Source organism: Uniformispora flossi (assembly GCF_049534875.1).
Lineage (GTDB): Bacteria > Actinomycetota > Actinomycetes > Streptomycetales > Streptomycetaceae > Yinghuangia > Yinghuangia aomiensis.
The window spans coordinates 127,649-139,546 of sequence record NZ_JBMULZ010000005.1; the positions used below are offsets into that span (position 1 = coordinate 127,649).

Genomic DNA, 11,898 nt, shown 5'->3' on the forward strand with positions numbered 1-11,898 from the left:
GTCAGGCGAACAGGTCCCGGAGCGGGGCGGTGTTCGCGGCGCGGAGTTCGTCGAGGCCGACGGTGAACTGGCCCTGGATGTCCAGGGTGTCGCCGTCGACGACGCCGATGCGGGCGACCGGCAAGTGCCGGACCTTGCACATGTCGGTGAACCGGAGTTCCTCGCTGCGCGGCACCGCCACGATCGCCCGGCCCGCCGACTCGCTGAAGAGCGCGACGAACGCGTCGACCGTTTCCGGCAGCACGATGCGGGCACCGTGGCCGCCGCGCAGGCACGCCTCGACGAGGCCCTGGGCGAGGCCGCCGTCCGCGAGGTCGTGGGCGGCGTCGATCATGCCGTCCCGCGAACCCGCGATGAGGATCTCGGCGAGCAGGCGTTCGCGCTCCAGGTCCACGGCCGGCGGACGGCCACCGAGGTGGTGGTGCACGACGTCCGCCCAGACCGAGCCGGACAGTTCCTCGCGGGTGTCGCCGAGGAGCAGGATGATCTGCCCCTCCTCGCGGAACCCGATCGGGGTGCGGCGGGTGACGTCGTCGATGACGCCCAGCACACCCACCACCGGCGTCGGGTGGATCGCCACCTCGCCGGTCTGGTTGTAGAACGACACGTTGCCGCCGGTGACCGGCGTGCCGAGGATCTGGCACGCGTCCGCGAGGCCCTTGGTCGCCTCGGCGAACTGCCACATGACGCCCGGGTCTTCGGGCGAGCCGAAGTTGAGGCAGTCGGTGACCGCGAGCGGCCGGGCGCCGGTGGTGGCGACGTTGCGGTACGCCTCGGCGAGCGCCAACTGCGCGCCCGCGTACGGGTCGAGCTTGCAGAACCGGCCGTTGCCGTCGGTGGACACCGCGACGCCGAGGTTGGTGTCCTCGTCGACGCGGACCATGCCGGCGTCCTCGGGCTGCGCCAGGACCGTGTTGCCGAGCACGTAGCGGTCGTACTGGTCGGTGATCCAGGACTTGTCCGCGAGGTTCGGCGAACCGACGACACGCAGCAGCGTGGCGCGGAGTTCCTCGGCGTTCGCCGGGCGCGGGAGGCTCTCGGCGCCGTCGGCCTGCAGCGCGTCCTGCCAGTCCGGACGGGCGAACGGGCGCTCGTAGACCGGGCCTTCGTGGGCAACGGTGCGCGGCGGCACGTCGACGATCTGCTCGTCGTGCCAGAAGATCTCCAGCCGGTCGCCGTCGGTGACCTCGCCGATGACCGTGGCGATGACGTCCCACTTGGCGCAGATCTCCAGGAACCGCTCGACCTTCGCGGGCTCCACGATCGCGCACATGCGCTCCTGCGACTCGCTCATGAGGATTTCCTCGGGAGCGAGGGTCGCGTCGCGCAGCGGGACCTTGTCGAGGTCGACGCGCATGCCGCCGGAGCCGGCCGAGGCCAGTTCCGAGGTGGCGCAGGACAGGCCCGCGCCGCCGAGGTCCTGGATGCCGGTGACCAGGTCTTCGGCGAAGACCTCCAGGGTGCACTCGATGAGGAGCTTCTCCTGGAACGGGTCGCCGACCTGCACGGCGGGGCGCTTGGCCGGGCCGTCCGCGTCGAAGGTCTCGGACGCGAGGACCGAGACACCGCCGATGCCGTCGCCACCGGTGCGGGCGCCGTACAGGATGACCAGGTTGCCGGTGCCGGACGCCTTGGCGAGGTGGATGTCCTCGTGCTTCATGACGCCCACGCACAGCGCGTTGACCAGCGGGTTGCCCTGGTAGCAGGGGTCGAAGACGACCTCGCCGCCGATGTTGGGCAGGCCCAGGCAGTTGCCGTAGCCGCCGATGCCGGCGACGACGCCGGGCAGCACGCGGCGCGTGTCCGGGTGGTCCGCGGCACCGAAGCGCAGCGGGTCCATGACGGCGACCGGGCGGGCGCCCATCGCGAGGATGTCGCGGACGATGCCGCCGATTCCGGTCGCGGCGCCCTGGTACGGCTCGACGTAGCTCGGGTGGTTGTGCGACTCGACCTTGAAGGTCACCGCGTACCCCTGGCCGACGTCGACGACGCCCGCGTTCTCGCCGATGCCGACGAGCATGGCGTCCGACGCGGGCGCCTTCTCGCCGAACTGGCGCAGGTGCACCTTGCTCGACTTGTAGGAGCAGTGCTCGGACCACATGACCGAGTACATGGCCAGCTCCGAGCTGGTCGGCCGCCGGTCGAGGATGGTGACGATGCGCTGGTACTCGTCGTCCTTGAGGCCGAGTTCCGCGTACGGCTGGCCGAAGGTGTGCGCGCCGACCGGCCCGTCCTGGAGCCAGGCGCCGTCCTTCGAGTCGTCCTTGGCCTTGTCAACGGTGTCGAGTGTCATGCGTCGACCAACTTCTTCAGTACCGAGGTGAAGAACCCGAGGCCGTCCGTGGTCGGCCCGGTCAGCGGCTCCACGGCGTGCTCCGGGTGCGGCATGAGGCCTACGACGTTGCCGGCCTCGTTGGTGATGCCGGCGATGTCGCGGCGCGAGCCGTTCGGGTTGACGTCGAGGTAGCGGGCGATGACGCGGCCTTCGGCTTCGAGCATGTCGAGGGTGCGTTCGTCGGCGACGTAGCCGCCTTCGCCGTTCTTGAGCGGGACGACGATCTCCTGGCCCTGCGCGAAGTCGCCGGTCCACGCGGTGTCCGCGTTCTCGATGCGCAGCTTCTGGTCGCGGCAGATGAAGTGGAGGTGGTCGTTGCGGGTCAGCGCGCCGGGGAGCAGGTGCGACTCGCACAGGATCTGGAAGCCGTTGCAGATGCCCAGGACCGGCAGGCCGGCCTTGGCCTCGGCGATGAGCGCCTCCATGACCGGGGAGAAGCGGGCGATCGCGCCGCAGCGCAGGTAGTCGCCGTAGCTGAAGCCGCCGGGCAGCACCACGCCGTCGACGCCGCGCAGGTCCTTGTCGCCGTGCCACAGCGCGACCGGCTCGGCGCCGGCGAGCCGCACGGCGCGCTGCGCGTCGCGGTCGTCGAGGGAGCCGGGGAACGTGACGACGCCGATCCGAGTGGTCACTGGTCCTCGACCCTTACGGTGAAGTCCTCGATGACGGTGTTGGCCAGGAAGGTTTCCGCGGCCTCGCGAATGCGCGCGAGGGCGGCATCGTCGACCGGGCCTTCGACTTCGAGTTCGAATCGCTTGCCCTGGCGGACATCGCTGATCCCGGCGAATCCGAGGCGGGGCAGCGCGCGCTGCACGGCCTGGCCCTGGGGATCGAGAATTTCCGGCTTGAGCATGACGTCGACGACGACGCGTGCCACGCGCACTCCCACTGTGCTGGTGCGGACTTGTCGGTCAGCCGCGGTCGCAGACTGACGGGCCGGCCGACAGGGTCCTGCTGCTGGTCCTCGGGGACCGGTGCGGACCCCCTCTTCGGCGCCCCCAGCCTACCGGGGCGGCTCCGGTGGACACCGCGCGGAGGTGGGGTTATCCACAGCGCGCAGGTTGTCCACAGGCTGGGTGCGTACACCCGATCGGTTGTCCACAGGCCCGCTGAGCTGGTCGGATGATCTGATCACCCGGCCCGACCTGCGGAAATGTCAATAAATTACCGAGACGGCAAGGGTGATGTACACAGGCAGACGGAGCACTATCCACTACCCCTCCAGGTTTTCCACAGGCCTGTGGACAAGTCGGTCCGTGTGCACCCGCTCGCACAGCGCGACCGCCGGGGCACGCTTTCGCGCACCCGGCGCGCGGACCTCCCCCGGCGCCCCCCGACACACCGCCGCGCGCCTGCCGAAACGTTCCGTCGCCGTTCGGGCAATGTCCCCCGCCCGCACCGGCCGCCGCCCGACCCTTGACGGCGGCGCGCCACGCCCGCGAATATCGGCAACCCGGGGAATTGAATGCCCCGGCAGTAAATTATCGGAAGCGGCGCCAAGATCGTACCGACGCACCGTTTGTCGCTTCCCGTCGCGCACTTATACTCGACATTGAGGTTTTCTTTATTCCTCAGGTCATCGCCGGAGAGGACACCCGCCATGGCCCAGCGCGTAGTGGTGACGCTTCAGGACGATCTCGACGGCAGTGCCGCCGCCGAGACGATCCACTTCGGCCTCGACGGCAAGTCGTACGAAATCGACCTGTCCGAAGACCACGCCCAGCAGATGCGCGACCTGCTCGGCCGGTATGTCGGGGCGGCCCGCCGCACCGCCAAGTCCGGCAAGCCGTACAAGCAGACCACGGTCGCGCCCGACCCCGCCGCGGTCCGCGCCTGGGCCCGCTCGCAGGGGATGGACGTGCCAACCCGCGGCCGCATTCCGCGCTCGATCTACCAGGAATTCGAAGCCGCCAACTAGCGGCGCCCGCTATCCCGGCCACCGCGTCGGCAATCCCGGAACCCGGGTATCGCCGACCGCGTCGGCATGCCTGCCCGGGGCGCCATCACAGGGCGATCACGAGTACCTCGCCGGCGGCCGGCCATCCGGCGAACACCCATCCGGCGGACATCGTTTCGAAGGATTTTCCGGGGAAATCCGACACACCGTGACATAGCGCGTGGGAATCGATGCTCGAGCACTCCGGGCGTCCGGTAGTGTTCTTCTTGCAGCCGGGGAAACCCGGAAGGCACGCAGGTGTAGCTCAGTGGCAGAGCGCCCTCTTTCCAAGAGGGAGGCGCAGTGTTCGATCCCTGTCACCTGCTCGGCTCCACGAACCTCGTCGGAGGGGCGGTCAAGACCGCTCCGACGATGGGGTAGAGTGGTGGCACGACGAAGGCGAGAGCCCGAGTCATGCGGACGTGGCTCAGTTGGTAGAGCATCACCTTGCCAAGGTGAGGGTCGCGAGTTCGAATCTCGTCGTCCGCTCCAGATCAAAAGGTCGGATCACTCAGGTGATCCGGCCTTTTGCGTTGCCCGGTACGGAACTTCGGCGCGCTCCCCTGTCCCCCGGCATCCGACCCTCGGGGGCACGGGCCGGCGCACACGGGGTGCGCCGGCCCGTCCGGTGCCCGGTCAGCTCCAGCGGCGCCCGGTGAGCCGCTCGTATGCCTCCGCGTACTTCGCGTGGGTCTGCTCGACGACCTCGTCCGGCAGCCGCGGCGGCGGATTCTCCGACTTGCGGTCCCACCCGGAAGCGGGCGACGCGAGCCAGTCGCGCACGAACTGCTTGTCGAACGACGGCTGGGTCTGCCCCGGCTGCCACGCGTCGGCCGGCCAGAAGCGCGACGAATCCGGCGTCAGCACCTCGTCGGCGAGCACCAGTTCGCCGTCCGGCGTGAGGCCGAACTCGAACTTGGTGTCGGCCAGGATGATGCCGCGGTCGCGGGCGATGTCGCGGGCGCGCGTGTAGACGGCGAGGGTCGCGTGCCGCAGCCGGGTCGCGAGGTCGGCGCCGACCTCGGCGGCGACCTGGTCGTACGTGACGTTCTCGTCGTGCTCGCCGACGGCCGCCTTGGTGGCCGGCGTGAAGATCGGCGCGGGCAGTTCCGAGCCGTCCACCAGGCCTTCCGGCAGCGTGACGCCGCACACGGTGCGGTGCTCGCGGTACTCCTCGAGGCCGGAGCCGGCCAGGTAGCCGCGGGCGACGCACTCCACCGGGACCATGTCCAGGCGGCGGCACACCAGCGTGCGCCCGGCCCAGTCGGCGGGCGCGCCCGCGGGCAGCTCGGTCGACAGGACGTGGTTCGGGTAGAGGTCGGACAGCAGGTCGAACCACCACAGCGACAGCGATGTGAGGATGCGGCCCTTGTCCGGGATCTCCGGGTCGAGGACCCAGTCGAACGCGGAGATGCGGTTGCTCGCGACCATCACCAAGTTGCCGTCCGGGTCCGTGTAGAGGTCGCGGACCTTGCCGGTGTGCAGATGGATCAGTCCCGGTACCTCGACGGGCTCGGGTTTGGTGACGAAACCACTCACGGGTGCTTCCCCTGGTTCGCTCGGGACGGCGCACGGCGGCAGGGCCGCGACGCCCGGGTCGGTGCGCCGAGTCTTTCACGCACCGCCGGGCCGCCCGAAAGGGCCGTAGCCGCCGATACCGGGCGGGCGGCCGGGGCCTCGGCCGCCCGCCCGGCGCCGGCTCAGACCCCGCGGAGCCGCTCGAACAGGTTGTGCGTCGCCCGCTGGATGCGCGGGTCCTTGTACTTGGGGTGGTTGAGGGCGAGCGCCCAGTTGAACGTGCCCGCGCAGAACAGCAGCGTGCCGTCCGGGCGCTCGTACAACGATGTGCTCTGCACTTGGTGTTCGCCGCTGCGCAGCGTGTACGGCGACTGCGACAGCAGCGCCTGCCGCACCCCCGCGGGCACCGGGATACCCGACTCGACGCCGTCCGCCTCGCCGCCGACCACGCCCGGGATGGCGTCGCCGTCGCGCACCCCGGTGCCCTGCCACATCCAGTGCGCGGACTGCGCGACGACGAGGGGCGTCGGGGCGGCGACGATGCCGTTGTACTGGATGCCGAGGAACTCCTGCTCGGGACGCCGGATCCGGCGCCACATGTCGGTCGGCGCGGACAGCGTCGGCGCCCCCGGGTCGGGGTCCTCGCGCCAGCAGTTCATGACGCGGTTGGCGACGCCGCGGGCGTTGTTCTCGAACCGGACGTGCCAGTACATGTTGTTGGCGGTGAGGTACGCCTGGCCGACCCGGGCCTGCTGGGCGCGCTCGACCAGGCCGCGCATGGGATCCGACCAATATTCGTCGTGCCCGCAGAAGACCATCGCGCGGTACCAGGACGGGTTCACCCGGCCCGTTTCGATGTCGATCGTCGACGCGTAGGCGACGTCGTAGCCGGAGCGCTCCATCCAGGAGACGGCGTTCTGGTCGAGGTCGAAGCGGGTCGGCATGCCGTCGTTCATGTACGGGCGGTCGAACGACACCTTGCGCGCCCGGGACGGGTACGTCGGGGTGCCCGCGGGCCCGTAGCCGTAGTAGAGGCTTTTGCCGGTGCGCCCGTCGAGCGGGTACTGGTTGTAGGCCTGGTAGGTCGAGAACGGCAGCACCACCAGGTAGTCCGCCGAGCGGTGGTCGTCGCGCACCACGAACACCGTGTAGTTGCGGTTGTCGTGCTCGTCGTCGAACACCGCGAGGTAGGCCCCGGACGTCCAGTCCTTCGGGATGTCGAGGCTCCACCCGACCGGCCAGTCGCACGACAGCATCCCGCTGGACACGTCCAGCGCCGCGGGGGCACCGGGGGCGCCGTTCAGGCGCGGGCTCGTGACCAGGTGGCGGCCACCCGCGCCCGCGTAGTCGCCGAGCCGGTAGATCGCGACGGTGTACTGCCCGGCGGGCGCGACGGAGACGTGGAAATCGAGGCGTTCGCCGGCGCCGACGCTGGTGGCGGACGCGTAGCCCTTGATGGGGTGCCCGATGTCGTTCGCGGCCCGGACTCCGCCGCGGCCGGGCTTCCACGCGGTGCTGCCGGTCTTGGCATTCTCCGCCGCGATCCGGTGTGGATCGGCGGGCGGTACGCCGGGGGCGGGCGCGGCCCGGCCGGGCACGGTCGGGGGCGGCGCCACGTCGGGCGGGACGGACCCCGCGGTCCCGCCGTGGTCGGAGGTGGCGCCCCACCACGCGAGTCCGGCGGCTCCCGCGCCCGCGGCGCCCAACGCTCCCAGCGCCTGGCGCCGGTTCACCAGCGGCACTTCGCTGCTCCTTGCTCGGCGCCGCACGGGCTTCCCCGTGCGGCCGGGTCTGCCGTCCGCCCCGCGCGGTGCACGGCACGGGGCGTATCCCGGCGGGTACCACCGGAGCGATCAGGGCATGCGCGTGGCGCACCGCCGGAATATGACGGTACGTCACATCACGCACTGCCACGCTCGGTTCGTCTTACCAAAGGAACGAATGCGCAGGGATGGACGGTTGCACCCGTTTGGGTGATTCCCGGGGTGCTTGCCCGAAGGGACCGGCCGGCGGTGCGGCGAGTCGGGGCCGCTGCCGCACGCCGCCGCGGCGAGCGACCGCCGCGTGTCCCCTCAGCCGCCCAAGCGGATCGGCTCTGCGGTACGGACGCCGATGCCGTCGAGCCAGGTGCGCAGGGGGCGGTCGTCGCCGTCGTCGACGGCGCGGCCGACGAGGCCCGGCAGGTCGGCGGTGCGGCCCGCCGCGTCGACCAGGACCGCGCCGTCGAGCCAGTCGACGGCGGCGAACATGCGGCCGGTGTCGACCGCGGCACAGGCGACCAGGGCGATGACGTGTTCGGTCATGCGCTCCGGGTCGAACGCGGCGCGGTCGCCGGGGCGGGCGCCGTCGCGCAGGCGGTCCAGGACGCGGCCGACGCACGCGGGGCCCGGCTGCCCGTCGGAGGCGTCCATCGCCTCGACGAGGACGGCGGCGCGGGACCGCCAGACCGGCTCGATCACCCGGGCCGGGTACTCGGCCCACGACACCGCGACGCGCGCCGCGCCGTCCGGGACGGGGTCCGCGAAGATGTCCGCGGCCAGGCACGAGACCTGGGCGTCGATGGCCGCCGGGGCCGCGACCAGGTCGCTGGCCGGGCGTTCCGCGAGGCGGGCGCCGAAGACGTCGGCGAGCCGGTCGCGCTGCGACAGGTCGGTGAGCGCGGCGACGACGCCGGCCATCAGCGCGTCCGGGTACCGGTGCACGTTCCAGGCGGGCGCGGCGAGGCGGGTCAGCAGGCGGTCCCAGCCCGCGTAGGCGAGGCCGACCTGCTCGTGCGCGGTGGCCCGGAGCGGGGCTTCGACGTCCTGCGCGCGGGAGGCCGCCCAGGCGGCGATATCGCGTTCCATGCATTCCGCGGGACCGCGTGTCAGGTCGAGGAGCTGGCGGGCGAAGGCGCGCGGGACGCGGCGCAGGGGTGCGGTCCACGGGGACACCTTGGCGGGGCGGGTGCGGGACGCGTACGGGTGCGCGACGGCGTCCAGCCGCCGGATCCACGCCCGGGCCGCCGCGATCGCCGGGTCCGCGGCCGGCTCGGTGCCCGCCACCACCGGGGCGAGAAGGGCCCGCAGCTCCCCGACGCGCAGCCACCACAGGAACGGGGCGCCGACCACCAGGACCGTGCGCGAGCGGCCCCAGCGGCGCGTGGTGTCCTGCTCCAGCCAGCTGTCGCATTCCGGGCACACCCGGACCTCGGCGGGCACCGGGACACGCAGGTCCGCGGCGAGGTCGCCGAGCATGCGGTGGAACTCGGGGGCGTCCTCCGGCCGCAGCGGCACCGCGGCGGCACCGGGGCGGCGCACCAGCAGCAGGCCGAGGGCAGCCCACAGGATCAGCACGACGAGAGCCGCCGCGAAGGCCGCCAGCGCGATCCCGGCGGTGCTTTGGCCGAGTCCGCGGCGGGCGGCGACAACGAGGAACGCGACGGCCGCGCCGGCACAGGCAATCGCACCTGTGCGCAAGCGCAGGACGCTGCGCGCTCGCGCGCGGGCATCTGCGGCACCGGTCACCCGTTCGCCCCCATCCAGGCTCGGGGAACATCGAAGGCATCACTCATAGCGGTTCGAGCGACTACGAACCGCAGTGCTCGCACGATAATGCGACGAGTTCCCCGTAGGGCCAGGATCAGGCCGAACTCCATCCGCAGGAGTGAGCCGAACCCACCCGGAACCGGCCGAGCGGAGCACATCGGCCCCTCGTGTCACGAATATGACCGAACCCGACACGGAAGGCTCCGTGTCGGGTTCGAAAGCACACCGGTCGGTGTGGTGATCCGACCGGCGGAAGGCGGGTTCCGACGCCGTGGCGTGATCCACAGGCTGTGGACGGCGGCCGGCGCCGCGGCCGCCGCGGTCAGACGGTGATCTCTCCCTTGACCGCCCGCGCCGCGATGTCCGTCCGGTGCTGCGAGCCCGCCAGCGAGATCCGGGCGACGGCTTCGTACGCCCGGTCGCGGGCCGCGGCCAGCGTGTCGGCGGTGGCGGTCACCGACAGCACGCGGCCGCCGGACGAGAGGACGCCGCCGTCTTCGCCGCGGCGGGTTCCCGCGTGCAGCACATACGCGTCGGGGACCTGCGCCGCGGCGTCGAGGCCCTCGATCGGGTCGCCGGTGCGCGGCGTGCCCGGGTAGTTCTCGGCGGCGACGACCACGGTCACCGCGGCGCCGTCCCGCCAGCGCAGGGGTTCGAGGTCGCCGAGGCGTCCGACGGCCGCGGCGTTGAGGACGCCCGCAAGCGGGGTCTTCAGCCGGGCCAGCACGACCTGGGTCTCCGGGTCGCCGAAGCGGCAGTTGAACTCGATGACGCGCGGGCCGCGCGAGGTCAGCGCCAGGCCGACGAACAGCACGCCGGAGAACGGTGTGCCGCGGCGGCGCATCTCGTCCACGGTCGGCCGCACGACGGTCGCCATGAGGTCCTCGACCAGCCCGGGCGGCGCCCACGGCAGCGGCGAGTACGCGCCCATGCCGCCGGTGTTCGGGCCGGCGTCGCCGTCGCCGATGCGCTTGAAGTCCTGCGCGGGCTGCAGCGCGAGCGACGTGGTGCCGTCGGTGACAGCGAACAGCGACACCTCGGGGCCGTCGAGGAACTCCTCGATGACCACGCGGCCGCACGAAGCGGCGTGTGCGCGGGCGGCCTCCAGGTCGTCGGTCACCACGACGCCCTTGCCGGCGGCGAGGCCGTCGTCCTTGACGACGTACGGCGGGCCGAACGCGTCGAGGGCGGCGTCCGCTTCTTCCGGCGTGGTGCAGACGTACGAGCGGGCGGTCGGCACGCCCGCGGCGGCCATGACCTCTTTGGCGAACGCCTTGGAGCCTTCCAGCCGCGCCGCGGTGCCGGACGGGCCGAAGCACGCGATGCCGCGCGCCCGTACGGCGTCGGCGCAGCCCGCCACCAGCGGGCCTTCCGGGCCCACGACCACCAGGTCGGCGCCAAGGTCCGCCGCCAGGTCGGCGACGGCGGCGGCGTTCATCGCGTCGACCGGGCGCAGCTCGGCGACCGCGGCGATGCCGGCGTTGCCGGGCGCGCAGTAGAGGGAGTCGACCGCGGGGTCGAGGGACAGCGAGCGGCAAAGCGCGTGCTCGCGGGCACCGCTGCCGATGACGAGGACCTTCACGGGGTCGAGCGTAGTGCCCGGTCCGCGCGGCCGGTCGGGCGCGCCTCCGCGGGGGCGTTTCCCGGCCTGCCCGGGTTGACCTGAAAACGGCACGGCATACCTCCCGGCGTTTTCCCACACCGGGACGAACGGGTTTTCCCCGACGCCTTTCCGGAATACCCTTTTCCGCTTTCCGGAAAAGCATGATCACATTCCGGCCAGAATATCCAGGAAGGCCGTGCCCGTTCCCGGCCATTCTCCTTCCATTCGAACGGTTGGCCGGTCTAGCATGCGCCTGCGTATGGACGACCGGGGGCCTGTCGAAATCGCCGTGGCCGTAATCCCGGGTCCGGGTGGGATACACGATCGGAGTGCACATGATCGGCAAACGAATAGCGGCCGCGGCCGGTGCGACGGCGCTCGCCGCAGCCCTGCTCGGCGGCACGGCGACGGCCCAGGCGGCGCCCACCGAGGCGGGCCGGCACTGCGTCTACTCGGCGGACACGCAGAAGACCACGTGTTATGCCACGTTCACCGAGCTGACCGCGTCGCTGACCGGGGGGAAGGTGACCAACGCACCGGCGCAGCCGAACACGGCCGCCGTCGAGGACCTTTCCGCGAACGCGATCGGTTCGACGGTCCACGCGATTCTCTACCAGGACACGAATAACACCGGGAATTCTTTCGTGCTGGTGAGCAGTGCGGGCTGCGGAAGCTATCACTGGGTAAACCTGACCGCATTCAACGACAGGGTGAGCGCCGCCTGGGTCGAGAACATGTGCGGGATCCGCCTCTGGGACGGCTCGAACCTGACCTCGGACCGGGCCGGCTACTACGAGTTGCTTTCCCCGGGCGGAAACGTGCCGCTGTGGATCAACGACAAGGCTTCGTCCGTCGAATTCTGGTGACCGATCGGCCGTGGGGGGGGGGGGGGGCCCCCGCCCCCGGCCCCCCCCCCCCCCCCCCCCCCCCGGGGCCGGCCCCGGCCACCACCGCCCCCACACCCGACCGCCAACCAGGG

General features: G+C 71.8%; 9 protein-coding genes and 2 tRNA genes. 4 read left to right on the forward strand and 7 right to left on the reverse strand.

The annotated features are described in order from the left end of the window. Nucleotide 1: 1 nt before the first annotated feature. From purL to purS, 3 genes are read right to left on the reverse strand one after another with little or no spacing between them, the layout of a single operon-like run. Nucleotides 2–2,293, reverse strand: a complete 2,292-nt coding sequence (purL, locus tag ACPA54_RS13175; RefSeq protein WP_423529216.1) for a phosphoribosylformylglycinamidine synthase subunit PurL — start codon at nucleotides 2,291–2,293, stop codon at nucleotides 2–4. Continuing rightward, nucleotides 2,290–2,967, reverse strand: a complete 678-nt coding sequence (gene purQ, locus ACPA54_RS13180) for a phosphoribosylformylglycinamidine synthase subunit PurQ (protein WP_345674177.1) — start codon at nucleotides 2,965–2,967, stop codon at nucleotides 2,290–2,292. Before purQ ends, purL begins: the two co-directional genes overlap by 4 nt. Then, nucleotides 2,964–3,212, reverse strand: coding sequence for a phosphoribosylformylglycinamidine synthase subunit PurS (gene purS / locus ACPA54_RS13185; protein WP_345674176.1), 249 nt, complete (start codon nucleotides 3,210–3,212; stop codon nucleotides 2,964–2,966). The genes purQ and purS overlap by 4 nt, the downstream gene beginning before the upstream one ends. A 723-nt stretch (nucleotides 3,213–3,935) precedes the next feature. Between purS and ACPA54_RS13190 the strand changes: the two genes are divergently transcribed. The 3 genes from ACPA54_RS13190 (at nucleotide 3,936) to ACPA54_RS13200 (ending at nucleotide 4,763) form a co-directional block, all read left to right on the forward strand. Continuing rightward, entirely contained in the window at nucleotides 3,936–4,253 is a 318-nt protein-coding gene (locus ACPA54_RS13190) for a histone-like nucleoid-structuring protein Lsr2 (RefSeq protein ID WP_345674175.1), read from the forward strand. Between the two features lie 272 nt (nucleotides 4,254–4,525). After that, nucleotides 4,526–4,597 (forward strand) — tRNA-Gly (locus ACPA54_RS13195). Nucleotides 4,598–4,687: 90 nt separating this feature from the next. Then, a tRNA-Gly gene (locus tag ACPA54_RS13200) sits at nucleotides 4,688–4,763 on the forward strand. Nucleotides 4,764–4,907: 144 nt separating this feature from the next. On the opposite strand, the gene ACPA54_RS13205 is transcribed toward ACPA54_RS13200, so the two are convergent. The 4 genes from ACPA54_RS13205 to purD all read right to left on the reverse strand — a co-directional run bounded on the left by ACPA54_RS13205 (nucleotide 4,908) and on the right by purD (nucleotide 10,898). Then, nucleotides 4,908–5,810, reverse strand: coding sequence for a phosphoribosylaminoimidazolesuccinocarboxamide synthase (locus ACPA54_RS13205; protein WP_423529219.1), 903 nt, complete (start codon nucleotides 5,808–5,810; stop codon nucleotides 4,908–4,910). A gap of 161 nt (nucleotides 5,811–5,971) precedes the next feature. Then, entirely contained in the window at nucleotides 5,972–7,531 is a 1,560-nt protein-coding gene (locus ACPA54_RS13210) for a N,N-dimethylformamidase beta subunit family domain-containing protein (protein WP_423529221.1), read from the reverse strand. A gap of 330 nt (nucleotides 7,532–7,861) precedes the next feature. Continuing rightward, on the reverse strand, nucleotides 7,862–9,247 hold the full coding sequence (locus tag ACPA54_RS13215) for a hypothetical protein (RefSeq protein WP_423529223.1): 1,386 nt from the start codon (nucleotides 9,245–9,247) through the stop codon (nucleotides 7,862–7,864). 391 nt (nucleotides 9,248–9,638) lie between these two features. Continuing rightward, nucleotides 9,639–10,898, reverse strand: a complete 1,260-nt coding sequence (purD, locus tag ACPA54_RS13220) for a phosphoribosylamine--glycine ligase (protein WP_345674171.1) — start codon at nucleotides 10,896–10,898, stop codon at nucleotides 9,639–9,641. A 356-nt stretch (nucleotides 10,899–11,254) separates the two neighbouring features. On the opposite strand from purD, the gene ACPA54_RS13225 reads away from it, so the two are divergent. Next, nucleotides 11,255–11,785 carry a hypothetical protein gene (locus ACPA54_RS13225; protein WP_423529225.1) on the forward strand — a complete coding sequence of 177 codons (531 nt, stop codon included), beginning with the start codon at nucleotides 11,255–11,257 and terminating at the stop codon, nucleotides 11,783–11,785. Nucleotides 11,786–11,898 lie beyond the last annotated feature (113 nt).

Coding starts and splice junctions, on each gene's coding strand:
- ACPA54_RS13190 (WP_345674175.1), top strand. CDS start 3,936: ATGGCCCAGCGCGTAGTGGTGACGCTTCAGGACGATCTCGACGGCAGT.
- ACPA54_RS13225 (WP_423529225.1), top strand. CDS start 11,255: ATGATCGGCAAACGAATAGCGGCCGCGGCCGGTGCGACGGCGCTCGCC.
- purL (WP_423529216.1), bottom strand. CDS start 2,293: ATGACACTCGACACCGTTGACAAGGCCAAGGACGACTCGAAGGACGGC.